At 61.1% G+C, this 23,820-nt stretch carries 29 protein-coding genes and 1 tRNA gene; 21 read left to right on the top strand and 9 right to left on the bottom strand.

Annotated elements, in window-relative coordinates; translation table 11 throughout:
• Positions 1–157 precede the first annotated feature (157 nt).
• From P9A16_RS07140 to P9A16_RS07070, 15 genes are all read left to right on the top strand, one after another.
• Positions 158–337: a hypothetical protein gene (locus P9A16_RS07140; RefSeq protein WP_278025610.1), complete on the top strand. Its 180-nt coding sequence runs from the start codon at positions 158–160 to the stop codon at positions 335–337.
• Entirely contained in the window at positions 312–1,892 is a 1,581-nt protein-coding gene (locus tag P9A16_RS07135) for an AAA family ATPase (RefSeq protein ID WP_278025609.1), read from the top strand. Before P9A16_RS07140 ends, P9A16_RS07135 begins: the two co-directional genes overlap by 26 nt.
• 145 nt (positions 1,893–2,037) lie before the next feature.
• On the top strand, positions 2,038–2,229 hold the full coding sequence (locus P9A16_RS07130) for a hypothetical protein (protein ID WP_278025608.1): 192 nt from the start codon (positions 2,038–2,040) through the stop codon (positions 2,227–2,229).
• Positions 2,226–2,678, top strand: a complete 453-nt coding sequence (locus tag P9A16_RS07125) for a hypothetical protein (protein ID WP_278025607.1) — start codon at positions 2,226–2,228, stop codon at positions 2,676–2,678. The genes P9A16_RS07130 and P9A16_RS07125 overlap by 4 nt, the downstream gene beginning before the upstream one ends.
• Before the next feature lie 860 nt (positions 2,679–3,538).
• Positions 3,539–3,937 (top strand): hypothetical protein, encoded by a 399-nt coding sequence (locus P9A16_RS07120; protein ID WP_278025606.1) that lies wholly within the window; start codon positions 3,539–3,541, stop codon positions 3,935–3,937.
• The gene (locus P9A16_RS07115) at positions 3,927–5,300 is read left to right on the top strand and encodes a phage portal protein (protein ID WP_278025605.1); all 1,374 of its coding nucleotides are present in this window, start codon (positions 3,927–3,929) and stop codon (positions 5,298–5,300) included. The genes P9A16_RS07120 and P9A16_RS07115 overlap by 11 nt, the downstream gene beginning before the upstream one ends.
• 15 nt (positions 5,301–5,315) lie before the next feature.
• Complete coding sequence (locus P9A16_RS07110) at positions 5,316–7,073, top strand: prohead protease/major capsid protein fusion protein (RefSeq protein WP_278025604.1); 1,758 nt, start codon at positions 5,316–5,318, stop codon at positions 7,071–7,073.
• Positions 7,073–7,300, top strand: a complete 228-nt coding sequence (locus P9A16_RS07105; protein ID WP_278025603.1) for a phage head-tail joining protein — start codon at positions 7,073–7,075, stop codon at positions 7,298–7,300. Before P9A16_RS07110 ends, P9A16_RS07105 begins: the two co-directional genes overlap by 1 nt.
• Entirely contained in the window at positions 7,297–7,614 is a 318-nt protein-coding gene (locus tag P9A16_RS07100) for a DUF2190 family protein (RefSeq protein ID WP_278025602.1), read from the top strand. The genes P9A16_RS07105 and P9A16_RS07100 overlap by 4 nt, the downstream gene beginning before the upstream one ends.
• Positions 7,614–7,976, top strand: a complete 363-nt coding sequence (locus tag P9A16_RS07095; RefSeq protein ID WP_278025601.1) for a hypothetical protein — start codon at positions 7,614–7,616, stop codon at positions 7,974–7,976. The genes P9A16_RS07100 and P9A16_RS07095 overlap by 1 nt, the downstream gene beginning before the upstream one ends.
• A gap of 47 nt (positions 7,977–8,023) precedes the next feature.
• A complete protein-coding gene (locus tag P9A16_RS07090; RefSeq protein ID WP_278025600.1) occupies positions 8,024–8,308 on the top strand; it encodes a hypothetical protein in 285 nt (94 codons plus the stop codon).
• 13 nt (positions 8,309–8,321) lie between these two features.
• Entirely contained in the window at positions 8,322–10,499 is a 2,178-nt protein-coding gene (locus P9A16_RS07085; RefSeq protein WP_278025599.1) for a phage tail tape measure protein, read from the top strand.
• A 9-nt stretch (positions 10,500–10,508) separates the two neighbouring features.
• Positions 10,509–11,072, top strand: a complete 564-nt coding sequence (locus P9A16_RS07080; protein ID WP_278025598.1) for a hypothetical protein — start codon at positions 10,509–10,511, stop codon at positions 11,070–11,072.
• A 112-nt stretch (positions 11,073–11,184) separates the two neighbouring features.
• Positions 11,185–11,694: a terminase small subunit gene (locus P9A16_RS07075; protein ID WP_278025597.1), complete on the top strand. Its 510-nt coding sequence runs from the start codon at positions 11,185–11,187 to the stop codon at positions 11,692–11,694.
• Complete coding sequence (locus tag P9A16_RS07070; RefSeq protein ID WP_336620587.1) at positions 11,612–13,390, top strand: phage terminase large subunit family protein; 1,779 nt, start codon at positions 11,612–11,614, stop codon at positions 13,388–13,390. Before P9A16_RS07075 ends, P9A16_RS07070 begins: the two co-directional genes overlap by 83 nt.
• 3 nt (positions 13,391–13,393) lie before the next feature.
• Here the strand turns inward: P9A16_RS07070 and P9A16_RS07065 are convergent, their stop codons facing one another.
• Positions 13,394–13,756, bottom strand: coding sequence for a hypothetical protein (locus P9A16_RS07065; RefSeq protein WP_278025596.1), 363 nt, complete (start codon positions 13,754–13,756; stop codon positions 13,394–13,396).
• Positions 13,743–14,036 (bottom strand): hypothetical protein, encoded by a 294-nt coding sequence (locus P9A16_RS07060; protein WP_278025595.1) that lies wholly within the window; start codon positions 14,034–14,036, stop codon positions 13,743–13,745. Before P9A16_RS07060 ends, P9A16_RS07065 begins: the two co-directional genes overlap by 14 nt.
• Before the next feature lie 168 nt (positions 14,037–14,204).
• On the opposite strand from P9A16_RS07060, the gene P9A16_RS07055 reads away from it, so the two are divergent.
• Complete coding sequence (locus P9A16_RS07055; protein WP_278025594.1) at positions 14,205–14,543, top strand: hypothetical protein; 339 nt, start codon at positions 14,205–14,207, stop codon at positions 14,541–14,543.
• 19 nt (positions 14,544–14,562) lie between these two features.
• Here P9A16_RS07055 and P9A16_RS07050 read toward each other — a convergent pair whose 3' ends face one another.
• The 3 genes from P9A16_RS07050 to P9A16_RS07040 form a co-directional block, all read right to left on the bottom strand.
• Positions 14,563–15,066: a hypothetical protein gene (locus P9A16_RS07050; protein WP_278025593.1), complete on the bottom strand. Its 504-nt coding sequence runs from the start codon at positions 15,064–15,066 to the stop codon at positions 14,563–14,565.
• 102 nt (positions 15,067–15,168) lie between these two features.
• Entirely contained in the window at positions 15,169–15,384 is a 216-nt protein-coding gene (locus tag P9A16_RS07045; protein ID WP_278025592.1) for a hypothetical protein, read from the bottom strand.
• Positions 15,385–15,806: 422 nt separating this feature from the next.
• Positions 15,807–16,277 (bottom strand): hypothetical protein, encoded by a 471-nt coding sequence (locus P9A16_RS07040; protein WP_278025591.1) that lies wholly within the window; start codon positions 16,275–16,277, stop codon positions 15,807–15,809.
• Positions 16,278–16,407: 130 nt separating this feature from the next.
• Here P9A16_RS07040 and P9A16_RS07035 point away from each other — a divergent pair, with 130 nt between their 5' ends.
• Positions 16,408–16,635, top strand: a complete 228-nt coding sequence (locus tag P9A16_RS07035) for a helix-turn-helix transcriptional regulator (protein ID WP_278025590.1) — start codon at positions 16,408–16,410, stop codon at positions 16,633–16,635.
• A 9-nt stretch (positions 16,636–16,644) separates the two neighbouring features.
• Here P9A16_RS07035 and P9A16_RS07030 read toward each other — a convergent pair whose 3' ends face one another.
• Both P9A16_RS07030 and P9A16_RS07025 read right to left on the bottom strand, forming a co-directional pair.
• Entirely contained in the window at positions 16,645–17,931 is a 1,287-nt protein-coding gene (locus tag P9A16_RS07030; protein WP_278025589.1) for a tyrosine-type recombinase/integrase, read from the bottom strand.
• 130 nt (positions 17,932–18,061) lie between these two features.
• Positions 18,062–18,151: transfer RNA gene (locus P9A16_RS07025), tRNA-Ser, on the bottom strand.
• A gap of 537 nt (positions 18,152–18,688) precedes the next feature.
• Between P9A16_RS07025 and P9A16_RS07020 the strand changes: the two genes are divergently transcribed.
• The 4 genes from P9A16_RS07020 to ybaL all read left to right on the top strand — a co-directional run bounded on the left by P9A16_RS07020 (position 18,689) and on the right by ybaL (position 21,801).
• The gene (locus P9A16_RS07020; protein WP_023513433.1) at positions 18,689–19,216 is read left to right on the top strand and encodes a DUF992 domain-containing protein; all 528 of its coding nucleotides are present in this window, start codon (positions 18,689–18,691) and stop codon (positions 19,214–19,216) included.
• A gap of 84 nt (positions 19,217–19,300) precedes the next feature.
• The gene (locus tag P9A16_RS07015) at positions 19,301–19,564 is read left to right on the top strand and encodes a hypothetical protein (protein WP_023513432.1); all 264 of its coding nucleotides are present in this window, start codon (positions 19,301–19,303) and stop codon (positions 19,562–19,564) included.
• Between the two features lie 25 nt (positions 19,565–19,589).
• Positions 19,590–19,937, top strand: a complete 348-nt coding sequence (locus P9A16_RS07010; RefSeq protein WP_023513431.1) for a hypothetical protein — start codon at positions 19,590–19,592, stop codon at positions 19,935–19,937.
• Positions 19,938–20,016: 79 nt separating this feature from the next.
• Positions 20,017–21,801 (top strand): YbaL family putative K(+) efflux transporter, encoded by a 1,785-nt coding sequence (ybaL, locus tag P9A16_RS07005; protein WP_278025588.1) that lies wholly within the window; start codon positions 20,017–20,019, stop codon positions 21,799–21,801.
• A 31-nt stretch (positions 21,802–21,832) separates the two neighbouring features.
• Here ybaL and P9A16_RS07000 read toward each other — a convergent pair whose 3' ends face one another.
• Complete coding sequence (locus tag P9A16_RS07000; RefSeq protein WP_367182441.1) at positions 21,833–22,540, bottom strand: FadR/GntR family transcriptional regulator; 708 nt, start codon at positions 22,538–22,540, stop codon at positions 21,833–21,835.
• A gap of 202 nt (positions 22,541–22,742) precedes the next feature.
• Positions 22,743–23,813 carry a BMP family ABC transporter substrate-binding protein gene (locus P9A16_RS06995; protein ID WP_023513428.1) on the bottom strand — a complete coding sequence of 357 codons (1,071 nt, stop codon included), beginning with the start codon at positions 23,811–23,813 and terminating at the stop codon, positions 22,743–22,745.
• Positions 23,814–23,820 lie beyond the last annotated feature (7 nt).

Here is a 23,820-nt window from a genome sequence, read left to right as displayed (position 1 = left end):
GCATGGAGATGAATGTCACTATTTTTTGTAGTGGCTCAAGAAAAATTATCCGCCGGCATCAGTCGGCGGGCAACACTATGGGGAATCAATGCACCTTCTATCATTAAGACCCGCGCCGCCAGGCAGCGGGAAGCTTGTCGCTCGCTTAGATGTCCAGATGGACGGCTTGCGGCTTTACAATCTCGCCCTGAAACAGACCGGTTGCGGGCCGCGCGTCTTTGCGCCGTCCGCTTTCGGTAGCGCCGTCGCCACCTTCACCCACGAAATCAACGCGGCGCTGGTTGCGCTGGCCATGGGAGAGTTAGACCGGAATGGCATCGATCTTAAAGCAGCTTGAAACCAATCTAGACGACCTTCGGGGAATGTCCGCCCCACTCGCCACCAACACAGACAGCCGTGAGAAACTCGTTCTCGGAGTTTACGACCGTCTGCTTGACCACGGCCATGCCACGGTGAACGTCGTTCTGGCGCCGGCGCTGCCGGACGGATCACCGGACTTTGGACACGCCGACCCAACCAATCTAGAGGCGCTGCCGGCTGATGAATGGCCGGAAGATCCACAGGTCGCAAAACGCGTCAGCATCCTAATCGACCAGATCGACGGTTGTGATCCAGCAACCTCGATGCTGCTGTTCTTTACTGACTTCGGCGACCCCGTCTTGGAGCAGATCGCAGGCCCGGAAGCCGACGGCGACATCGCAATGCGGATCGTCGGTCGCGATATCGGCGCACGGCCACCGGAAAGCGCACCCACGCCATTGTCGCAATCGATGGCCAAGCTGCGGGAAGAACTCTTCCAGCCCGTCGCTGCCAATGACAACGTTGCGCCTGCTGCGAAGAAGCTGTTCACGGTCATCAGCCCGGCTGATTTTGCGGACGCGCCGGTTCCGTCGCGCAAGTGGTATATCGAAGAACTCATTCCGGCTCGAAATGTGACGCTACTCTCCGGGGATGGCGGTACGGGGAAATCGCTGGTCGCCTTACAGATTGCGGTCGCCGGTTGCCTCGGCGCCGAGACGCTAGGGCTCGCGCCTGCGTTCGGTCGCACGTTGGTACTGGCGGCCGAAGACGAGTGGGACGAACTGCACCGACGGCTTGATGACATCTGTGTAGCACAAGGGACGACCCTAGCGGCCCTCCGCGGTATGCGCGTCATACCAGCCGCAGGCCAGGATGCCGAACTCGTCAGGGCAGACGCCAAAGGCCGGATACAGTTCACCAACAAGATGGAGGCGCTCGTCGACGAAATCGTCGATTTCCAGCCGTCTCTGGTGGTGCTGGACACCTCTGCAGACCTCTTTGGCGGCAACGAGATTGACCGCAATCAAGTGCGGTTCTTCATCTCGGCCTTACGTGGTCTCGCAATGGAACTCGACTGCACTTTCCTCCTGCTGTCGCACCCGTCCGTAGCTGGCATGCAGACGGGCACGGGCATATCCGGCTCAACCGCTTGGAACAACTCAGTGCGCAGCCGGCTCTACCTCACGGCCGACAAGGAGGATGACGACGCCCGCGTGATGAAGGGAATGAAGGCAAATTACGGGCGCAAGGGCGGCGAGATCCGCATGCGGTGGCAGGGCGGCATATTCGTCCTTGACGACGGGCGGCCTGCTGCGGGCTCCGTATTGCTAGCGGCGCGTGCCGAGCGGGTATTCGTCGAAACCCTCGCGAAGCTCTTCCAGCAGGGACAGAGGCTCAGCCCGTCACCTTCCGCGACCTATGCGGTGAAGATAATTGCGGCTCATCCCGATGCCAAGGGCTTATCGAAGAAGGAACTGGTTGCGGCTCAACAGCGATTGCTCGACTCCGGGAGCGTGCGGATTGTTGAGGAGGGCTCGCCGTCACGACGGACGAAGCACCTTATAGTGGTCGACGACCAGCCTTCAGACTAGGGGTACAGACTACCTACAGACTACCTACAGACCCCTTCAGACTGGGGGTGCTCACACACCCCCTTATACCCCCTGAGAGTGCGAAGGGGTTCGCACCCGCCCTTGGTGGGCGGTGCACCCCTCCACACTTTAAAAAGGAGAAAGCATGATCCACGCCACGGACCTCCACGCCCTCGCCGACCGGCTCGAGCGGCTGGCGCCATCGCACCGGGATCCGCATCGGTATTTTGAAGAGAAGAGCGAGATCGTCGCCGAGCTCAGGCGGTTGGCAACATTGCCGACGAGAATGGTGCCACCACCAGCCAACGACAACCACCCGAGGAGGACCGCAGCATGATCGCACAAGCCCGCAAGAACCTTCGGCAAGCCATCCCCTCCGCCGCGTTCGGAACGCCCGGCTGGGAAGCGATGCAGGCCGCGGCGCGATGGGTCTCCGGACAAACTCCGCAGGTCGATTCCATCCTCGACAAGCTCGGCCTGCTCACAATCGCCCAGCGTTGCCTCGTGGCGGGCGACACGCTTGAGGCGGTAGGCGAGGATGGCCCGTACGGCACAACCGCTCAGCGGCGCGCGTGGGCCGCTGGTAGGCTTGAAGCGGCTTGTCGGGCCATGCTTGTTGCTCAGCAGGTCATCGAGCTCCAGACAAAGGCAGCGGCGAAGATCGTGTATCTAGAGAAGAAACTCGAGCTGGCCCGTGCTGAGACAAGGGCAGCGGCGCGGTACGGTCAGATACAGGTGCCCTTCCGGGAGAAGGCGCCGGTGCGGATGGACTGGGCGGCGGAGTGAAATTCGGCAATTTTTTGCCTAATTGACGGCGATCAAGTGGGACATTTGTCCCACTTGATTTCCCTACCATTTCCGGGGTGGCGTTGATGAAACGCCACCTTTCTGTCAGCCACGCGCACTCAGCGCACCGAGGGGTGAGAGGGTACTGCTGTCAGAAGTGGCCAAATACCTGATAGAAAAAAGGAAAATTGCGTGAGTGCCACTAACGCGCACTGAACATGGCGACAGGTGAATACGGAAATTTTGGCATCTGGGTCCATTTTATGGGCTTTTCCATACAGTAGTATGAAGGTGTGGCGGGAGTTTCCGCCCTATTCCATACAGTACTGTAGATAGCTCAATTGATCCACCTACCGTTTCATTGAGCAATTCGCCCCCGCGTTAATATTTTTCGGCAAAACCTTCACTTTCCGGCTTTTCGTTCCCCTTATAAGTAGAGGGTGGCGAAACTGCGCAAATTTGCGCAGTTTCCAATTCATTGAGTTTTTCGCCCCGACGTTAATGTTTTCGCCCGGAATGTCCACAAAACGCGATCTCGGCGGGTATTCCTGTGAGAGGGTATGAAGGACGTTCCTAACGGGAACATCTCCCTTCTCTGATTTCTTTGCCCTTTCCGGCGCGGCGTTCACAAAACGCCCGTTCTGCAGTCCTCGATTGCCCGCAGGATGGGTAGTAGTGGGGAGAATACCTAGCAATTCCGAAATCGCCGCCGTTGCCTTCATCCCTCGGCGCGATCAGCCCGTCGAGCGCTTCGCAGCGCTCCGGGCAAGTTCCAAAAAGTCTCGGCCTTCGGGCCGGGGCTTTTTTTGTGCCCTCGTCAGAACCTTGATCTGTCAAATCCGAAACATAAGGAGGCCGCCATGGCGACCGACCACGCCCCGCCGTCGTGCGACCAGGGCCGATACCTGACCTTCATCGACGCCCAGAAGACGACCGACATCCCTATCGATACGCTGTTCACCTGGCATAGGCTCATCCTGGCCATGGGGCACCAGTTCGGCCAGAAGATCCGCGGCGTCTGGAATTTTTCGCCGCACGAATTGTATCAGTTCAATGTGGCGGCAGCACTTTCGACGGCCGGTCATCCGGTCGGGATTGAGCAGCTTCGCCAGATCATTGATGGGACCAAGGAGCCTGGCCGCCCTACAGGGTCGCTGTTTCTCACCACCAAGAGCACCTTCGCCATCGTCGCGGTAAACGTCGTCGACCTATGGGACTTGCTCGCGGGGATGCTGGAAAGGGCTGTGGATGCTGAATAGAATCCGCCAGTTCTTCAGCGGGAAGCGCAGTTACGACGGCGCACAAGGCGGCCGACGCTGGCGCGGCACGCCCGACATGCCGAACCAGTTGACTGCCACCCTTGAGGCTCGTGGGCCGCTTGCAAAGCGTGCCCGCTATCTTGCCGGCAACAATGCGCTCGCTGCCTCCGCTGCCACGGCATGGGTGTCTGCCCTCGTCGGCAACGGAATCAAACCGCAAAGCACGCATGCCGACACAGCGATCCGCGCCACGATGAACACGTCGTTTGAGGCGTGGACAGACGTGGCCGACATGGAAGGTATGACGGATTTTTACGGCCTGCAGGGCATCATGGCCCGGCGCATGGTGATTGACGGCGAGGCGTTCGCCTTGCTCATCAACACCGACGAAGGCCTGCGGATTCGCCTTATCGATGCCGAGCAGGTCGATGCCAGCCTATCACGTCCGACCGAGTCTGGCCGTGTCGTGCAAGGCATTGAGTTCGACTCCTCGGGTCGCCGTGTTGCCTATTGGATCATCCCCGATCAGGCAGGCCAGCCCTATGCATCAGCCGCGCCGGCTCGCCGTGTCGATGCGGCCGACGTCGTCCACATGTTCCGCCCTGAGACCCCCGGCCAGGTTCGCGGCATCTCTTGGTTCGCCCCCGCAATGCTGCGGATGGCTGATCTCGATCAGTGGCGTGATTCACAGTTGATGCGGCAGAAAACGGCCGCGCTTATGGCTGGTTTCATCGTCAGCGCCGATGGCGGTGCGACCCCAGCCGAGGGCGAGCAAAACGGTTCTACTGTGATTGGCGGCCTGACGCCAGGCGGCCTGCACTACCTCAATCCGGGGCAGGACTACAAGCAGTCGACACCCGCCTTGGTCGGCGCAGAGGTTATCGCCTTCGCCAAGATGGTGGAAAGAGAAATCGCCGTCGCCCTCGGCTTGCCGGCCACAGCCCTCACCGGCGACCTATCCGATACGAATTTCAGTTCTGCCCGTGTCGGCCTGATCGAATTCCGGCGCCTAGTGGAAACCATCCAGCATGGCGTGATCGCCTTTCAGGCATTGCGTCCGATCTGGGTTCGGTGGGCCACAACCGAAGTTCTTTCGGGACGCATCCAGACGACCGTGGCGGCCGCATTGCCTGCGAAGTTCATCCCGCCGAAGACCATGTGGGTGGACCCGTTGAAAGACGTGCAGGCCGAAGTCATGGCGATCGACGCCGGCCTCATGTCGCGGCGCGAAGCCGTTACGGCGCGCGGTGTCGATATCGAAGTCCTCGACGCGGAACGCGCCGCAGATGCAGACCGGGCAAAGAGCCTGGGCTTGGTTCCGCCTCCCGCTAACGAGAACGAACCGGCCATCTCGGCCGCCTAATTATCGGAGCACATAATGACATTGCCCACCGGCACGCAACAGCGCGCCGCGCCTATGCGCGCGACCACATGGAACAAGGACGACTGGACCTTCGATCTTGTTCTTTCAACCGGGGCAGCCCGCAACATCGGCAGCATTGTCGAGGTTCTGGACCTTTCCGGCGCCACCTGGCCGGAGACGATTCCCCTGTTGGATTCCCATCGGCAAGGTTCGCTCGATGACAATATCGGTGATGTCAGCAACATTCGCTTGGAAGGTGCTGAGATTGTCGGAACGGCCAAGCTGAGCAAGCACTCAGCGAAGGCACAGCGCATTGCCGCGGAGCTTACGGAGGGCCGATCGTTCGGGTCCTCCATTGGATACTCCGTTGGGAAATGGGCAGAAACATCGACCGGCGGAAAGCGCACGCTGACCGCCAAGCAGTTCCAAATCCTTGAAGTTTCGCTCGTCTCGGTTCCGGCAGATGCCGCGGCCGGCGTCCGTTCTCACTCTGAAGAAAGCCATTCAATGACCACCACCCAGACTCGCGCTGAAATCAATACCGCTATCCGCGCAGCCGCCAAGGCCGCCAACCTCGACCAGGCATGGATTGACGCGCAGATCGATGCCGAGGCCGACATCGCTACCGTGAATGCTGCCGCGCTCGAAGCCATCGCAGCACGCAGCCAGGCGACCAGCACGATCCGCACCACGGCCAAGGTTGGCGAAGACCACACCGATCCGGAGAGCATCCGCTCGGCGATGAGCGACGCACTGGCGCATCGCCTCGCGCCTGCCGCCGTGAAGCTCGAAGGCCGCGCAACCGAATTCCGCGGCCATGCCGTTCTCGATCTTGTCGGCGACCTGGCCGTAGCTCGCGGCGAGCGCATCAATTTGCGCGACCGCGAGGCCCTTCTGCAGCGTGCCGTCGGCGCCCATTCGAGCAGCGATTTCCCATTGCTTATGTCAGCAGCGACTAATAAGGCGCTACTGGCGAACTACCAGATCGCCGCACCGACCTATCGCTCCTGGTCGGCACGCAAGCCATTCTCTGACTTTAAGGCGCACCAGTTCTTGCGTGTTGGCGACGTCCCGGCCTTCACGGAAATCAACGAATCCGGCGAAGTGAAGTACGGCACCATCTCGGAAAATGCTGAGAAGGTGACGGCGAAAGAGTACGGGACGGGCATCGCCATCGGCCGTAAGGCACTCATTAACGACGATCTCAGCGCCCTCAGCGATTTCTCTTCCGGCATTGCTATCCGCGCCGCCAACGATGAGAATCGAATGGCATACGCCCTTCTGGCTGCCAACGGTGCGCTATCGGATACCAAGGCGCTCTTCCACGCTGATCATGGCAACCTCGGTGCCTCCGGTTCGGCGATCGACGCGACCAGCATCGGTGCGGCGGTTGCTGCCCTTCGCGCGCAGAAGAGCCTCGACGGCCTCGTCCTGAACCTGCAGCCCGCCTTCCTGGTTGTCGGTCCGGCTTACGAGACGGCCGCCCGCCTGATCCTCGCATCGATCAACGCGACGAAGGCAAGCGACGTCAATATCTGGTCTGGCTTCGCCACGCTGGTAGTGGACGCCAACATTACCGGCAATGCTTGGTACTTGTTCGCGTCGCCGTCTGCCGCTCCGGTCGTCGTGTACGGTTATGTCGGCGGTGTCGAAGGCCCGCAGGTTCGCTCGGAACGTGACTTCGACACGCAGGCCGTCAAGGTCGCGGCAAGCCTCGATTTCGCGGTGGGCGCCATCGACTATCGCGGCGCCTACAAAAATGCCGGCGCATAATGAACGCCGAAGATCTTAACGCAATGCGGGCGGCCCTTGTGGTCGCCCGTTCCTCCGGCCATCTCGAGGTGGAATTCAATTCCGGTGGCACTCGTCACCGGATGATTTACCGCTCCGTCGCCGAAATTCAATCAGCCATCGACGCACTCGACCGTGACCTCGCCGCCATTAGCGGCACGCGGGTGAAGCGCTTCGTGCCCTACTACGACAAAGGATTCTCAGAGTGAAATCATTCATCCAGACCGGCGATATCGTCGAAGTTCTCGCCCCCGCCGACGTGAAATCCGGTGATATCGTCGAGGTCGGCAAGCTTGTCGGCATCGCCTGCACCGACGCTCTGTCCGGCAAGCCCGTCAACATCAAAACCAGCGGCTGCTTTACCGTCAAAAAGGTGAGTGCGCAGGCGTGGACGGTTGGTGCGCCGGTCTATGTCGCCTCTGGCGAGGCCACGACGACGGCCAGCACCAACACCCCGCTCGGTCACGCCCTGGCCATTGCTGCGAGCCCGTCAGCGACCGGCGTCGTCCGCCTGTCCGTGTAATGGACTGGCAAGCAGCAAGGTCGGCCGCCATCGCGGCCGTCCACACCGCCTTCGCCGAGCCGGTGCGCCACAGTCCCCTGAAGAACGGCACGGCCGACCCATCCCGCCCGCTGACCGACCTCATGGCCATCCTGCATTCGCCTTCGGTCGACGGCTCGATCTCGCTGGGCAATGGGATGATCACGACGGTGTCGGCCAGCGCCCACGCCCTAGTCATAAGCCGCGCCGCCTATCCCAACATCGTCTTGCGCAGCAAGGACAAGGTCCGCGCCACTGCCCGTCCCGGCAGCCCCTGGTTTGAGATCTCAAAGATTTCGGACCGGCACTCCGGCATCATTTTAGTGGAACTTAGTGAAGCCTAATCCCCCGGCCCGCCTCGCGCGGGCCTCCTTATTTTCAAGGAGACCCCATGTCTGTCACCCTTCAAAAGCCCGTCGCCAATGGCCCCGAATTCGTCAAATCCCTGACGTGGCGGCCGATCAAGCTCGGCGACTACCCGTACATCATGCAGGCCGCTGGCTCGATGGCCCAGGGCCAAATGGGCGCCTTCAGCGACGACCTGCTCAATCTGGTGGCGCACTTCTCCGGCCTGCCGCGTGCTGTCGTCGATGAGATCGACGAAGTCGACGGCGAGCCGGTCCTCAATTCGTTGGGCGACCACCTCGCCGCCCATCTGAAGAAACTCCAGAAGTAAGAGTGTCAGGCCGATGAGCAGCACGCGCGAATCCAAACTGATTGTCGGCCTGATCGACCACGTATCTCAGCCGGCGCGTAGGATCAGCGGCGCCATCTCGGCGCTCAACCGCCAGACGTCTTCTATGATGGCCCCATTCCGTGGAATGATCGGTCCGGCACTGGCACTCGGTTCCGGCTACCTCGGCGTCACGAAGGGCATAAGCTCGACAGTCGGCGCAGCGATGGACTTCGAGTCCGCCTTCGCGGACGTCAAGAAAGTCGTCAACGCCAGCGATGCGCAGTTCGAGGTGATGTCGCGCTCGATCCGCAAGATGTCGACCGAACTGCCCATGGCGTCGACGGAGATCGCCGCATTGTTCGCGGCCGCCGGTGAGTCTGGCATCGCGACGAACGAACTGCAGTCTTTTGCCGAGATGGCATCGCGCGTCGGCATTGCATTCGACATGTCCGCGGCCGATGCCGGCGAGAGCCTTGCGAAGCTGAAGACCCAATTCGGCCTTACGGTTGCGGAGACCGGCGATCTTGCTGACGCGGTCAACCACTTGTCCAACAACATGGCCTCGAAGAGTTCGGAAATAACGACCTTCTTGCTGAAAGTCGGTTCGCTTTCCGAAATGGCCGGCTTCGCGAAGGAAGAAGTTGCCGCCCTCGGCTCGGCTATGATTGCTGCCGGCGCTCAGCCGGAAGTCGCCGCGACTGCGATGCAGAACGTCGCGAAGAAGATGACCGCCGGTTCGCTCGCCAAGAAGGAGCAACGCGACGTTGCGAAAATGCTTGGCCTGGACCTTCCGACCCTCTCGAAGGAGATGCAGAAGGACGCTCCGGGCGCTGTCAAGAAGGTCTTGAAAGCGATCTCGAAGCAGTCCAAGGATAAGCATATTTCGTTGCTTTCCGGCTTCTTCGGTGATGAGGCCAAGGCCTTCGCGCCGCTGATCGCCAATACCGAACTCATGGACAAAGCGCTCGATTCGGTCGCGGACAAGTCCAAATACACCGGATCGGCTTTCCGCGAATTCACGGCGCGAGCGGACACGACTTCAAACGCACTCGCCATCCTGCGCAACAAGATCGCCTACGTCTTCGAGGATATCGGTCTAAGTTGGCTGCCTCAGCTGAAAGCCGGCATTGCTGACTTCGGCCATGTGCTCGATACGCTCGACTCCCGCTTTACGATCTTCGACGAATTCAAGTCGCGGATAGGCGGCTTCCTATCCGGCCTTGGCGCCACGGACGGCAGCGATGCGCTGAAGGGCATCCGGGATTTCATCTTCGGTGCAGAAGACGCGGCAGGAGCCGCCGATAAATACGGGCGGCTCTTTGGCCAGTTCCAGGAATATGGCAAGGCCGTCAGGGAATTCGGGAAAGAAATAAAAGACAACCCCGTAGTGAAATTCCTGTCTGACCTTTCGCCGTACTACATTGATGCGCTCAAGTGGTCAGTTGGCTTCCTAGCCGTGTCTGCGGGCATCCGGAAGCTTGCGAGCGCCCTCTGGTTTCTTTCCGGGGCATCCACAATTGTAGGCGCGCTAAAGGCGCTGGGCGGCGTTGCCACCGCTCTCGGTATTGGCGGCGGCGGACTTGACAAGGTGATCGGCGCCGCCGGCACCAGTGCGGGCTCGATCTACGGCAAGGCGTTCGGGCTGGCGGCCAAGGCGGCGATCATTGCCGGCATCACACTCGCCGTCGCCGAGGCCCTGCAGACATTCGACCCGAAGGGGAACCTAGGTGGTGTCACATCCCCCGTCGACAATTGGCTGCGCGACAAAATGGGCTTGCCTGCAAGGGATTCGGGGATAACGCCGGGTGAGTTGTGGGACGGATTCGGGAACATTCTGCCAAAATCCGACACGACTCCGACTCAGGATCGTCTGTCATCAGTTGCTACGGACCTCGGCTTCAGGGAATCGCCAATATTTGGCGACACTAGCGGCTCTCCTCGCACGACGGGGGAGATGCTGGCTGGCCTCGACAAGCCCATCACGCTGGACGGCCCTACCATAAGCCAACTCTTGCAGCCGTCACGTGGCGTGCAGGAGGTGCGCGAGGTCAACAAGCAGCCTCCCGAGATCAGGCTATCGGTGGTGCAACACATCACCGGCGTTTCGTCGCCAGAGGCGGCAGCGGACGCTGCCGCCTCGCGCCTGGGGCAGGCCGTGAAGTCTGCCGTTGAATCTTCCTACTCCGACTAAGGATAGATCATGACCATCACAGTAAAATGGGCTGACGGCAACCTGAAGAAATACGAAAAGGATATCGCTCGGCTTGCCGAGCGGTTTCCCAAAGTCGTACCGCAAGAGATCAACAAAGTCGGCAATAAGGTGCGCACGCAAGTCGTGCGGACATTGACAAAACAGACTGGTTTGCCGCGCTCTACTATCGTCAGGGCAGTCGGCACAGAGGGAGCAGCCGCAGGCAAGTTGTTCTATACCATGAAGAGCGCGGGCGGCGACATCCGCCTTCGCTTCTTCAAGCCGCGAGAAACACGGAAGGGCGTAGTCGCCAAGCCTTGGGGAAAGCTGACGCCGTATCCGGGCACGTTCATGAAGGGCGGCAAGTTCCCCAAGCGTGTCGACTCCGCCTACCTGTCGCCCGATGTGTGGCGTCGTCTCAACAGCAGCGGCACCCGGATAACGCAACAGCGCAGCGGGGTTCGCATCCCCGTTGAAATGATCACCGGAGCAACAGCCGAGGCCTTCGATAAGATGGCAGCACCCTTGCTCGAGCAGCGCATCACCAAGGTCATTCAGAAGTTGCTGAAATAGCCTTCGGTGGGCGGGTCCTCCCCGGCCCAGAGGCCATGCGCGGCGGGCTATCCCGGAAAATCAGTCTGCACAAATTTTCCTATATCATTTCCTTCCCAAGAATGAGGTTCTAATGGAACTGAAAACTGCCGCTGTTGCAGGGCTTCTAGGGCTGTCCTCTAGAAGAATTAACCAGCTGGAGCAGGAAGGAATCGCAGTCCGAATTTCACCGGGAACCTTCGACGCGCCGGCCACGATCCAGAACTATGTGCGGCACGTCTCGGGCAAGGCCGGCAGCCAGACTGCCAACCTAGACCTCAATGCCGAGAACGCTCGCCTGGCTAAAGAACGTGCGGACGCGCAGGCTCTCAAGAACTCGCAAACCCGTGGCGAACTGGTCGAAGCCGAGGCCGTTGCGCAGACCTGGGAAGGCATCGTCTCCGAGGTCCGAAGCGCAATGCTTGCCGTGCCCGGCCGCCTTCGCCGCCGTGCTGGCGCCTCGCTCGACGCCGCTGCGATCGAGCTCATAGATCACGAAATCCGAGAGGCTTTGACCGCCCTTGCTGACCCTGACAAAACTCAGGCGGCGCGCCCTCGCGAAGGCGAAGCCGCCGCCGAAGATGAGGCTCTCGACATGGATTGAGAGCGAGATCCGCCTTCCCGAATCCGTCGCCGCCGTTTCCGGCAAGATCAGGCTGTACAAGCCGCAGCGGGAAATAGCGGACGCAATCGGCGATCCGCTCATCGAGCGCGTCACCCTAGTGAAGCCGGTCCGCGTCGGCTTCACGACCTTGCTCACCGGCGCTATCGCCGGCTTTGTGGCGAACGATCCGTCGCCCATCCTCGCCGTCCTTCCGACCGAAGCCGACTGCCGCGACTACGTCGTTTCCGACGTGGAGCCCATTTTCGACGCCTCGCCGTCCATCCGTTCTTTGCTGTCCGGCGACACGCGCGAAGGCGACCGCGACACGATGCTTTCCCGCCGTTTCCCCGGCGGCTCGCTGAAGGTCGTTGCGGCAAAGTCACCGAAGAACCTGCGCCGGCATAACGTCCGCGTTTTGCTTATCGACGAAGCCGACGCAATGGCGGCAACGAAAGAAGGCAACCCGCTTCTCCTGGCTGAGAAGCGCACGCTGTCCTTCGCGGACCGCAAGATTGTGATCGGTAGTACGCCCGTCGATACCGACACTTCGAACGTCCTGAAGCGGTACGAAGAGTCCGACAAGCGGGTATTCGAATGCCCTTGTCCGCACTGCGGCACGTTCCACGAATTGCGCTGGGCACACATTAAATGGCCGGACGGCGAGCCTGAAAAGGCGGCATGGGAGTGCCCCACGTGCGAGGAGGTGGCGACCGAGAAGCACAAGCTGCAGATGGTCGAGAATGGCCAGTGGCGCATCACCGCGCCGCACGTCAAAGGTCATGCGGGATTCAGGCTTAACGCGCTCGTCTCCCTTCTGGAGAATGCTGCTTGGGGCAAACTGGCCGCTGAATGGATTGCGGCCCAGAAGGACCCGGAAGACCTCAAGACCTTCATCAACACCATCCTGGCAGAAGGCACGACCGGCGGCGGGACCGAGCTTGATGAGCAGGAACTGCTGGAGCGGCGCCAGCCCTTCAGCCTCGACAATATCCCCGCCAGCATTCTGACCATCACGGCCGGCGTCGACGTCCAGCACGACCGTCTGGAAGTCAGCCTTGTCGGGTGGGACCGGGACGGCCTGCCGCATGTTCTCGGCCACGTCATCATCGACGGGCAATGGGACGACGATGAGACCTGGGCCGACCTCGACGCCCTGTTGAAGGAGCGTTGGAGACACCCCGCTGGCGGTACGCTCGGCGTTGACGCGGCATGCGTGGACGCTGGCGACGGCGTCACCATGGATAAAGTAATAGCCTTCTGCGGGCCGCGTATCCGACGCCGGGTGATGGCGATCAAAGGCCGTGGCGGTAACATCCCCTGGATCGCCGCCAGCCGCTCGGATAAGCGCCGCGGCTCGCTCTGGATTGTCGGAGTCGACGGCATAAAGGCCGCGCTCTTCAACCGCCTGGCGAAGGGCGAAATCCGGTTCTCCGATAAGCTTGATATCGACTACTTCGAGCAGCTCACAGGAGAGCGAATGATCGTCCGATATCGCCGAGGCGCGCGGCAATATGAGTTCGTGCCGGTTGTCGGCAAGCGGCACGAGACCCTGGACTGCGCCGTCTATGCCATCGCGGCTCAGAAGACCCTGACCATCAATATGGAACGACGCGAGTCGGAACTGAAGCAAGAGCCCCAGGCCGCACCGCGTCCGCGGGTTATTGAATCGGACTGGATTAAAGGACTGACAGGTTAGGTATTAGCTCTGGGGCTTAGGCAGGCCTAGAATATCCGCGACCCATGAAGGTGGCGACGACGGTTTAACGGTTGGTGCTGGTGTTTTAAACCAGTCCCACGCTTCGCGTGGCATCCAACCGTTCATGTTGCTCGAGTCGATCTCTGCGACGATGAAGAAGCGTCCATCGAAGAATGGCCTCAGCTTCTGCGTTAGATCCAAAGCGCTGAGCCTAGTTTTTACTGCGTATAGTACGGGAAGATGATTCCAGAATGACAAGATGTCGGCGCTATCGACAATGTATTGCCCCAGGGCCATCAGGTTCATTCCATCATACGCCCCGTATATAAAATAGGTATAGACGCCGTTCTGCTTATCGCTGTCCATCGATCTCTCCGACATACGGGTTCCCGACGGGCACAGCGTCAATGACTGGCCCCCTATTGCTATCACCCAGAAGATCGATACGCCGCATCTCCTGAATGTGAGCCTCAGAATGAAGCCTGTTCGGATCCGTTCGCTGCCAGTAAATGTAGTATCCGGCCACGAACGCGGTCATCGCGAAAGACATGCCGATCGCGATATGACCGGGAACTTCAGCCCCAGCGACGTACAGAGCGGTTGTCAGCGTGTAAAGCGCGCCGCACATCCAAATCAGCGGCGTCAAGACACTTCCGGAAGTGCTTACTTTTTGGACCAGGTTCAACATTCTTGATCAACCCTGAGTGACCACTAACCATTCCACTGGTTGGCGCACTTCCGCAACCGGATTGATTGAAACTCCACAAACAAGTTGCGCGGCCAACGGCGGCAGCGGCGTAGGAAAGGGAACAATATGAAAATCACCGAAATGACACTCGCCCGCAGCACGCCACGACACGACGGCACGGCCCTGATGGCCGTTTTCACATGCGAGATGAATGGTCTCGAAATGCGAAAATGCGAGATCGTTCGGCGCACCGATGGCTCGCCCTGCGTCAAGATGCCGGGCGTCAAGATGGGCGGAGGCACCCTAAGGGCAGTGCGAATACTCGACGTCGATGTCTGGAACGAGTTCGTCCAGATGGCGATGGCGCGATACCGGGAAGAGATGCAGGCCGAGCCCGAGGACGCCGGCTTGCGGCGCGTGCTATGCGCCGGCGAGCGGGAGTCGTTGCGGGCGGCTGGTATTTGAACAATGAAGGTGGCGCAGGTCAGATTCGCCGGGGTTCGTTTAGCTTACGCTGCAAATCATTCATTTGAGTGCTGCGGAGACGGTCGGCATGCCTTGATATCTCAGCGTCTGACATCGTGGTCTCCTTGACGCTTTCCCATTCTGGCATGATGCTTCGGAAGTAGGCGCTTCTACGAATCATATTTTTCTCAAAGCGCTCCATGTCTGGTGCGCCACGCTCCTTCATGGCCGCAAATAGCTCCAATGTCTCTCGTTCTTTTACCTCAGAATACGCGTCCAATGCGTAATCTGTGAAGGCGCGCAGCTTGATTGCTGACCCTGCAAACTTCCAAGGATCGTCCTTGTATGCGGCGTATTTCAAGTCAAATAGGTTCCAGAGGTCGCCGCTGCGCGTGCAATCCATAACTTCCTTCACTTCCTCTTCTGTGGCGTCCGTCCACAGAACTCGCATTAGGAAGTCACTCTGCTCCTCGTTCTCGATTGTTTTTACGAAGGCCTTGAATGCGTCGATTGGGTTGGTCACAGGTCGATTCTCCGCTAGCGTTCGCAACCGTATGGCGAGCGTGCCAGCGTGTCTAGCGCAAAACAAAGCCGCCCGCCAATGATGGCGAGCGGCTTTGCACAGTCAAGCCGCAGCAGCGAATGCCTCAACGTCATCGAGCGTTCCGTCATAGGCATGATGCGTGGCCCCCAACACGACCGTGTTGCTTGCATCGACGACCATGTAGCCGGCACCATACCAATCTCGCAAATATGAACGGGCAGGCGTCTTGTGGAGCGAATATCCCTGCTTCTTGAGCGAGCGGCGGACAGCGGATTCACGGGTGGAAAGGTTCAACATTGGACGATCTCCTGGCCGAGTGTTTCGATAAAAAGGAGATGTCATGTACCGGCAAACAACGACATCTCCCCCCGTGAGGGGATTGCCGACCATCGTTGCCGCGAACCGGGGCCAGTGTCGAACTCTGGAGCCGGCGCATCCTGAGATGCTGCGAGGTGGACGATAGCGTCACGCCAAGTCGGCGTCAACCTATCGACTTAATACCGTATGAGGCCGCCCCGTCTTGTGTAGGCGACGGTGGTGATGGGCGGCCTCCGGTGTCTGAAATCTAGTGGGTGCCGCCAGCGGACCGGCGACACCCGACGCCCCGTGCTCAAGCGAGGCGCCACCTCCTCGCGGAGGATAAAGACCCCGCGCAGCCTATGGGCGCGCTGGGGCAAGTTGCCCACCGGAACATGCGGTGAAACGGTGGGCAGGAAACTTTACGATGCCATGTCGATGCGGGTGTAGAACCCTGCCCGCAACTGGAGCAGGTCTCCATAGATCGTCTCGACGAGGTCGAAGCCTTCGGCGATCGTCTCGCGGATCCGGAAGGCGCCAAGGTCATGCAGCACGGCTTGGAGCATGACGGTCTCGAGGTTCAGGACGCCGCCTTCATCGCTCTCGACGAGATAGGCCAGCACACGGAGCTTATCGGCGAGCTCCGAGGACTTCGTCACCGGAGCGGCGGCGAGCGCTTCAACGACGGCTGTGTGTGCGTTGTTGATGCCGTCCATGGCTTCGTCTGGCATGGGCTGAAGATTATGCATGCTGGTCTGCAATTGTAGCGCCAGCGCCGCCATGCGTGGAATCTCGGTAGCGTCAGCCTGGTCATAGGGGAAGTGCGGCGGTTGTCTTAACGGGACGAGCCTGCGCGGCTCAAGCCTTCTGTCGGTGTGTGCCTGGGTGTGCATGGTGGGTCTCCTCGTTGATGTGGCGTCTATGAAAATAACCGTAAGGGATATTTATCTGTACGTCAAGCACATAAATAAACGAGAGGGTTATTTTCGTTGCCTTGAGAGGGGCTAAGGCGTATCTAAGGTCATGATTACAAACGCTCAAATTCGGGCCGCTCGCGCCCTCCTAAACTGGAAGCAGACCGAGCTGGCAAAGGCCGCCAAGGTGTCTGAGATGAGCGTGAAGAACCTCGAAAAGGGTGACAAGGACCCGCGAGTCAGCACGGTCAAGGCCGTGCAGGCCGCTTTCGAGTCGGCCGGCATTGAATTCATCGACGGTGGTGTGCGAAAAGTCGGCGACGTGGAGTCGCCATAATGGCGACTCCTACCGCCTTTTGCCGATGAGCAGGTCTGCAGCCGGCACCAGATCAGCGGCGATTAGGTCCGCCCACTCCTGCGCGAGTTCCTTGCGGCGCTCGAGGTGGAGCGCTCGGTTATACGCGCCCTCGACCTTTTCCTTCGGGACGTGCGCCAGCATAAGGTCAATCACGGCTCGGTCAGACGGGAAGCGCTCGTTCATGATGGACGAGAACGTCGAGCGGAAGCCGTGCGGTACATGATGCCCGTGATACCCCGCCCTATTCAACAAGTACCCCATAGCGTTTTCGGACATGGGCTTGTGCGAGTGTCGAGCGTTCGGGAAGGCAAGCACGCCGCGGCCGGATAGCTGCCGCAAGGCGGAGATCGCTTCAACGGCCTGCCGGGACAGCGGGACTAGATGGTCCCTCGCTTCATCATCCTTATGGTGGAGACGAAGTTTCATCCGCTCGGCGGGAATCTGCCAAAGCGGATTGGCCTCGACGTCCGCCCATTCCATCCAAGGCGTAGTTGCCAGCGTGCCGGGACGCGCCGCCGTAAGTGCGAGGATCCGCAGCGCCAGCTTTGTAACGGGGTGCGCCGTCTCAGCGTCGACCTTTGCCAGCATCTCCCTCGCCTTTCCAAGGTCGGTGATGGCGGGCTGCCGCCCTCGCTTCATCGGTGCCATCGCTTTCTGGACGGTGGCGGCAGGGTCGCTGTCTGCCCTCCCCGTGGCGATGGCGTACACGAAGACTCCGCTGAGACGCTGCCTGATACGCCGGGCCGTATCCTTCGCGCCCCTCGCCTCGATTGGCCGCAAGGAAGCTATGACATCGGCCGCGGTCACGTCACGGATCTGGACCTCGCCGAGGACTGGAAAGATTTCCTTTTCCAGACTGCTGATGACGTCGTCAGCGTGCCGCGCAACCCACTGCGGCTTGTTGAGATCAAACCATTCCCGCGTGATCGCCTCGAGCGTGGTCGCTGTGTTGGTGGCGGCCTGCTTGCGGAGTTTCTTCGTAAGGCTCGGATCCTTGTGCTGACGAAGCATGTCTTTCGCTTCGTCGCGCGCCTTCCTGGCATCCAGCAGTGACACGCTTGGATAAGGTCCGATTGACAGCAGCTTCTCTTTACCGCCGAAGGAATATTTGAAGCGCCATAGCTTGCCGCCAGATGGAGACACGAAGAGATACAGCCCGCCGCCGTCGGCGATCTTGAACGGCTTCTCCCTGGGCTTCTCGTTTCGGACTTTCAGGTCGGTTAGCATGGCGATACCCCAAATACCCCGTTTCCTGAAAAGGATACCCCGGATCATACCCCGTTTCCAGTGGGGTATAGAGTGGCAAGCGGCGGCAAAGGACGGCAAAGTCAGCCAAAGACCGAAAGACTTTATCCAATTATTTCAGTATTTTGCGGTAGTTTTCGGTAAAGCTAGGTAAGGTAATTGGCGGAAGAGGTGGGATTCGAACCCACGGTACGGTTTCCCGCACGCCGGTTTTCAAGACCGGTTCCTTAAACCACTCGGACACTCTTCCCCTGTCTGAAGGCCAAAGCCTGCCGGCTTTGGAGCGATGTGCAACCGGTCTCCGCCGGCCCCATCCTTCAGGCGATGCCGGCTTTGTAGCAGCTTTGGCTGCATCGTCAACGTGCGAGGGCCGGCTAGCGGCAGACTTCGTCGCCAACATCTTGTTTTGAACACAATGCCCTCCTATATAGCCGTCATCGGCATTGCTGATGAGCGCTGGAAAGCTTCTGCCGCTCGCAATGGCCGCATCACCTGATGCCCTTGACCACGGATGTACTGGCATTGGTGAAAAGGTGATGATGAGGAAGGTCGGTGCGTTTTCGCCCCGGCCTTTTTTGTTTTCGGCCATCAAGCGCTCACGGGGCGCAGTCCCTGCCTGTGGTCGAAAAGCCTCGCCCGGCAAATGCCGCGTTATGCGGCCGGTGCAATATCTTATCAAATCGTTACCTGCCCACACTCTGCCACGATCTTCTCCATGAGATGACCTGCGGCCGGGAACCAATGCACCGGATTCGCCATTACCGTGCCAGTTAGAAGGAGTGCACAAATGAACAAGAAGCTTGGAACGATCCTTGCGCTGGGCCTTGCGCAAGCTTTCGCAACGACCGCTGGCGCGGCCGACATGGTGGCACGCGATCCCGCCCCGACCTATGTCGAGCGCGGGGGTGATCGCGACGGCGTGAAGATCGGCATGCTGACCTGCGACGTCGGCGGCGGCGTCGGTTATGTCATCGGCTCGGCCAAGAGCGTCGATTGCGTCTTCTCGTCCACCCGCGGCGAGCAGGACACCTATAGCGGCGTCATCCGCAAGATGGGCGTCGACCTCGGCTTCACCACGCAGGGCCGCATCGTCTGGGCGGTCTTCGCCCCGACGGCCGGCTACCACCAGGGCTCGCTCGGCGGCCTCTATCAGGGGGCGACAGCCGAAGCGACGCTTGGCTTCGGCGTCGGCACCAACGTGCTCATCGGCGGCACCTCCGGGTCGATCCACCTGCAGACGATCAGCGTCAGCGGCCAGATCGGTCTGAACCTTGCGGCCACCGGCACATCGGTGACCCTCACGCCGCAGGGCTGATACGGCAGAGACGGGCGGCTTCGGCCGCCCTTTTCTTTTGCCGCGCGCCGGCGTTCTGGTAGAGTTGCACGGGAGGAGTTTCACATGACCCGTATCGCCCTCGCCGCTTTCGCCGCACTTTTCCTTGCCGCCTGCACGACGGATGGCACCCGCGCGGTGGAGCCCATTCCGGGCAGCATCACCTATGGCGGCCAGCCGCGCACCAAACTCACCAAGGCGCCGATCGGCAGCACGTTCGAGCACACGTTCAACGATCGCTATGGCCGCCCCGTTGTGGAAACCTACCGCATCCAGCCGGATCGTTCGCTTCTCCTGATCCACCGCTACACGCGAATCGAGTATTTCTGAGGTGATGCAGGCCATGGAGACGACAATGCTGGAAAGCACCGACATCGAACTGGAAGACGAACGGCTGAGGCAGCTCGACATCCTCGCGCAGGAGCGGGCGATGACGCCCCCCGAACTGCTGTCGCACTATGCGTCCGGCTCCTTCGGCTTCCACGAGGCGGTACACACGGCATCCATCGTGCTCGACCTCGTCGACGACCAGCTTCTCCACCATCCCGCCATCGCCGGCAACGACGAATGGTTCCGCCTCGCCGCCCGGGCGAGTGAAGCGCTCTTCAACCTATACCAGTCGATGGGTGCGGCACAGCTTGCAACCCATGCCACGGACGAGGGCAAACGGCCGGAAGAGCTGAACGCCAGCAACGACGATTGACGGCGTTCCCGCCTTGCGCGACGGGGCCGACGGCCCTACCCTATCCTCTTGAATTCCCACGAATTAAGGATAGACGCGCTTGCCCCATGCGACACCGCTGATCGCAACCCTGGTTGCCGGTATCTGCCTCGCCTTCCTGGCGGGGCTGGTCGCACATCGCTTCCGCCTGCCGCCGATCGCCGGCTACCTTCTTGCCGGCGTCGTCATCGGCCCGTTCACGCCCGGTTTCGTCGCCGACCAGAAGCTGGCGAACGAGCTCGCGGAAATCGGCGTCATCCTGCTGATGTTCGGCGTCGGCCTGCATTTTTCGCTGAAGGATCTCCTCTCCGTGCGGGCCATCGCCATTCCCGGAGCGATCGGCCAGATCGTCGTGGCGACCCTCTTCGGCCTCCTGCTTGCACTGGCGATGGGCTGGTCTGCCGGCAGCAGCTTCGTCTTCGGCCTGTCGCTTTCCGTCGCCAGCACCGTGGTGCTGCTGCGCGCCCTGCAGGAGCGCCGCATGGTGGAGACGGAGCGGGGCCGGATCGCGGTCGGCTGGCTGATCGTCGAGGACCTCGTCATGGTGCTGACCCTCGTGCTGCTGCCGCCGCTCGCCGGCGTGCTGGGCGGCACGGCGCAGACGGCCGATGTCGATCCGGAGCTGACGCGGGCGCTCGGCATCGGCGCGCTCTGGACGGCGGTGGGTGTGACGGCGCTCAAGGTCTCGGCCTTCATCGCGCTGATGCTCGTCGTCGGCCGCAAGGTCATCCCGATGATCCTGCACTACGTGGCGCATACGGGCTCGCGCGAGCTCTTCCGCCTGTCCGTGCTCGCCATCGCGCTCGGCGTCGCCTACGGCTCTGCGAAATTATTCGGCGTCTCCTTCGCCCTCGGCGCCTTCTTTGCCGGCATGGTGCTGGCGGAATCACAGCTCAGCCAGCAGGCGGCGCGGGAAACGCTGCCGCTGCGCGATGCCTTTGCCGTGCTCTTCTTCGTCTCCGTCGGCATGCTGTTCAACCCGGTCAACCTGATCGAGCGGCCGCTGGCGATCCTTGCCACCTTCATCACCATCGTCTTCATCAAGTCGGCCGCCGCCTATCTCATCGTCAAGGCCTTCGGTTATCCGCGCACCATCGCGCTGGTCATTGCCGCAAGCCTCGCCCAGATCGGCGAATTCTCCTTCATCCTCGTCGTGCTCGGGGTCGGGCTCGATCTCCTGCCGGCCGTAGCGCAAGATCTTGTCGTGGCCGGTGCACTGTTCTCGATCCTGGTCAATCCGCTTCTCTTCATGGCCGTCGATCACTATGGCGCGAGGCTGGATGCTGCAGCAGCACAGGAGCCGGACGGCAGCACGGCCGCAGTGCCCCAGCCGGAAGAAGCGGCCGAGGACGTTCCCGAACCGACGGCACTCATCGAGCATGCGATCGTCGTGGGCTACGGCCGGGTCGGCAAGCGTATCGTCGAGCGGCTGCGCGCCGCCGGCATGCCGGTACTGGTCATCGAGGAGCGGGCCGGCGTGGCAGAAGCCCTGCGGGAAAGCGGCATCGAGGCGATCGGCGAACCCGCAGGCGGGCGCGGCGTGCTCCTGCAGGCAAACATTGCCGGCGCACGCTGGTTCGTGACGGCGATACCGGATGCCTTTGCAGCCGGGACGCTGATCGAGCAGGCGCGCGCCGCCAATGGCGCAATCCGCATCGTGGCGCGGGCGGCATCCGGGGCGGAGGCCGATCACCTGCGCCAGTTCGGCGCCAACCATATCGTGATTGCCAAGGAAGAGGTCGCCGCGGCCATGGCGGACCGCCTGCTTTCCGGGGAGGCTCGGCCGGCACGCGAGGAGGATGGCGTGCAGGGCGAACTCAACCTCGCCGCACCGTCATCGCTCTGACGGGCGCACGCTTTTACGCAACACGGCCGCGCTACATGCCTTCGCGCAGCGCCTGCACGACGCGTTCGCGCCCGACCTTGATGACGTTCTCCATCGCCCGGCGCGCACCGTCCTCGTCCCGCTTGTCGATCTCCTCGACGATGCGGATGTGGCTGGTCGAGACATCGCCGATCTTGCCACGGTCAGCGGCCGGCGAGGAGAGCTTGAACGCGCCGACGAGACCTGCCTCGATGAGGCTGCCGAGCGTGCGCAGGAAGGGATTGCGCGAGGCCTCGAGCACGGAGAGGTGGAACTTGAGGTCGGCCATGGCCAGCGTTTCCGCCGTGTGTTCTGGATCCCCCATGGCGACGGCAAGGCGCATCATCTGGCTGATATCGGCCTCCGTCGCGTGGCGCGCCGCCAGCGCCGCCGCCTGCGGCTCGAAGGCGAGACGCACTTCGGACAGATGCAGCAGGAACGCCTCGTTGACGCCGACGGCGAAATACCAGGTGAGGATATCGCTGTCGAAGAGGTTCCACTGGGTGTTCGGCGTCACCCGCGTGCCGATGCGCGCGCGCGGCACGACGAGCCCCTTGGCGGCCAGCGTTTTCATCGCTTCGCGCAGCACCGTTCGGGAGACCTTGAAACGCGCGGCAAGCTCGGCATCGCCGGGCAAGGTCGCGCCGACGGGATAGTCGCCGGCAATGATTGCCCTGCCCAGTTCGTTGACGACCTGCGCGTGACTGGTACGCGTGTTCATCCCGCTGATGACGGTTTCTAACAAACCCCTGCGCAACGACGTCCCCTCCTCCGCCAAGGACCACCCATTTTGGTCCAAAGCCATTCGGCAGGTATAGAGCGCGCCGCCGATTCCGCAAAGGCCGTTCGCATCATCGGCCCTTCACAAACGAAAAAGGCGCCCCGATGGGGCGCCTTCCGTGCTGGAATGGGTCAGCTTCAGCTTACTTCGGCAGCTGGTCGTCGACGCCGGCGATGTAGAAGTTCATGCCGAGCAGCGTGCCGTCGTCGGCAACAGCGCCATCAGCCAGCCAGTCCGAGCCGTCCTGCTTCTTGATCGGGCCGGTATAGGGGTGCAGTTCGCCTGCGCGGATCTTGGCTTCCGCCTCTTCCGCCAGCTTCTTCACGTCGTCCGGCATGTTGGTGTAGGGCGCCATGGTGAGGATGCCGTCCTTCAGGCCATCCCAGACTTGCTCCGACTTCCAGCTGCCGTCCAGAACCGCCTTGGTACGCTTGATGTAATAAGCACCCCAGGTGTCGACGATGGCGGTGAGCTGGGTGTTCGGGCCGGCCGCGATCATGTCGGAGGCCTGGCCGAAGGCCTTGATGCCGCGCTCGGAGGCAACCTGCATCGGCGCAGTCGTGTCCGTGTGCTGGGTCAGGATGTCCACACCCTGGTCGATCAGCGCCTTGGCCGCGTCGGCTTCCTTGCCCGGGTCGAACCAGGTGTTTGCCCAGATGACCTTGACCTTGAAATCCGGGTTGATCGACTGTGCGCCGTGCACGAAGGCATTGATGCCCATGACAACTTCCGGGATCGGGAACGAAGCGATGTAACCGGCAACGCCCTTCTGCGACATCTTCGCGGCGATCAGGCCCTGGATATAGCGGCCTTCATAGAAACGCGCATTGTAGGTCGCGACGTTCGGGGCGGACTTGAAGCCCGTCGCGTGTTCGAACTTCACGTCCGGAAACTTTGCGGCGACCTTGATCGTGGCGTCCATGAAGCCGAACGAGGTGGTGAAGACCAGCGCGCACCCAGAACGGGCCATGCGCTCGATCGCACGCTCGGCATCCGGGCCTTCCGGCACGTTTTCGAGGAAGGGCGTCTCGATCTTGTCGCCGAATTCGGTCTGAAGTGCCTGGCGGCCGATATCATGCGCCTGGGTCCAGCCGCCGTCGGTCTTGGAACCGACATAGATGAAGCAGATTTTCGTCTTGTCCTGGGCGCTTGCGGCAGCGGCAAAGCCGAGAACGGCCGTCGAGGTTGCGAGAGCGAGAATGATTTTCTTCATTTTATCC

The organism is Shinella sp. 838, assembly GCF_029623935.1.
Taxonomy (GTDB): Bacteria; Pseudomonadota; Alphaproteobacteria; order Rhizobiales; family Rhizobiaceae; genus Shinella.
The sequence above is the reverse complement of the archived record's forward strand: the minus strand, read 5'-3'. Positions and strand labels throughout refer to the sequence as shown.

Excerpts from the sequence above, each read along its gene's own strand:
- P9A16_RS07140 (WP_278025610.1), top strand. The coding sequence starts at position 158 with ATGGACGGCTTGCGGCTTTACAATCTCGCCCTGAAACAGACCGGTTGC.
- P9A16_RS07020 (WP_023513433.1), top strand. The coding sequence starts at position 18,689 with ATGAACAAGAAGCTTGGAACGATCCTTGCGCTGGGCCTTGCGCAAGCT.
- P9A16_RS07030 (WP_278025589.1), bottom strand. The coding sequence starts at position 17,931 with ATGATCCGGGGTATCCTTTTCAGGAAACGGGGTATTTGGGGTATCGCC.
- P9A16_RS07065 (WP_278025596.1), bottom strand. The coding sequence starts at position 13,756 with ATGGACAGCGATAAGCAGAACGGCGTCTATACCTATTTTATATACGGG.
- P9A16_RS07090 (WP_278025600.1), top strand. The coding sequence starts at position 8,024 with ATGTCTGTCACCCTTCAAAAGCCCGTCGCCAATGGCCCCGAATTCGTC.
- P9A16_RS07135 (WP_278025609.1), top strand. The coding sequence starts at position 312 with ATGGCATCGATCTTAAAGCAGCTTGAAACCAATCTAGACGACCTTCGG.
- P9A16_RS07040 (WP_278025591.1), bottom strand. The coding sequence starts at position 16,277 with ATGCACACCCAGGCACACACCGACAGAAGGCTTGAGCCGCGCAGGCTC.
- P9A16_RS07000 (WP_367182441.1), bottom strand. The coding sequence starts at position 22,540 with ATGAACACGCGTACCAGTCACGCGCAGGTCGTCAACGAACTGGGCAGG.
- P9A16_RS07080 (WP_278025598.1), top strand. The coding sequence starts at position 10,509 with ATGACCATCACAGTAAAATGGGCTGACGGCAACCTGAAGAAATACGAA.
- P9A16_RS07110 (WP_278025604.1), top strand. The coding sequence starts at position 5,316 with ATGACATTGCCCACCGGCACGCAACAGCGCGCCGCGCCTATGCGCGCG.
- P9A16_RS07015 (WP_023513432.1), top strand. The coding sequence starts at position 19,301 with ATGACCCGTATCGCCCTCGCCGCTTTCGCCGCACTTTTCCTTGCCGCC.
- P9A16_RS07085 (WP_278025599.1), top strand. The coding sequence starts at position 8,322 with ATGAGCAGCACGCGCGAATCCAAACTGATTGTCGGCCTGATCGACCAC.
- P9A16_RS07125 (WP_278025607.1), top strand. The coding sequence starts at position 2,226 with ATGATCGCACAAGCCCGCAAGAACCTTCGGCAAGCCATCCCCTCCGCC.
- P9A16_RS07120 (WP_278025606.1), top strand. The coding sequence starts at position 3,539 with ATGGCGACCGACCACGCCCCGCCGTCGTGCGACCAGGGCCGATACCTG.
- P9A16_RS07095 (WP_278025601.1), top strand. The coding sequence starts at position 7,614 with ATGGACTGGCAAGCAGCAAGGTCGGCCGCCATCGCGGCCGTCCACACC.
- P9A16_RS07035 (WP_278025590.1), top strand. The coding sequence starts at position 16,408 with ATGATTACAAACGCTCAAATTCGGGCCGCTCGCGCCCTCCTAAACTGG.
- P9A16_RS07045 (WP_278025592.1), bottom strand. The coding sequence starts at position 15,384 with ATGTTGAACCTTTCCACCCGTGAATCCGCTGTCCGCCGCTCGCTCAAG.
- P9A16_RS07130 (WP_278025608.1), top strand. The coding sequence starts at position 2,038 with ATGATCCACGCCACGGACCTCCACGCCCTCGCCGACCGGCTCGAGCGG.
- P9A16_RS07055 (WP_278025594.1), top strand. The coding sequence starts at position 14,205 with ATGAAAATCACCGAAATGACACTCGCCCGCAGCACGCCACGACACGAC.
- P9A16_RS07105 (WP_278025603.1), top strand. The coding sequence starts at position 7,073 with ATGAACGCCGAAGATCTTAACGCAATGCGGGCGGCCCTTGTGGTCGCC.
- P9A16_RS07010 (WP_023513431.1), top strand. The coding sequence starts at position 19,590 with ATGCTGGAAAGCACCGACATCGAACTGGAAGACGAACGGCTGAGGCAG.
- P9A16_RS06995 (WP_023513428.1), bottom strand. The coding sequence starts at position 23,813 with ATGAAGAAAATCATTCTCGCTCTCGCAACCTCGACGGCCGTTCTCGGC.
- P9A16_RS07115 (WP_278025605.1), top strand. The coding sequence starts at position 3,927 with ATGCTGAATAGAATCCGCCAGTTCTTCAGCGGGAAGCGCAGTTACGAC.
- P9A16_RS07075 (WP_278025597.1), top strand. The coding sequence starts at position 11,185 with ATGGAACTGAAAACTGCCGCTGTTGCAGGGCTTCTAGGGCTGTCCTCT.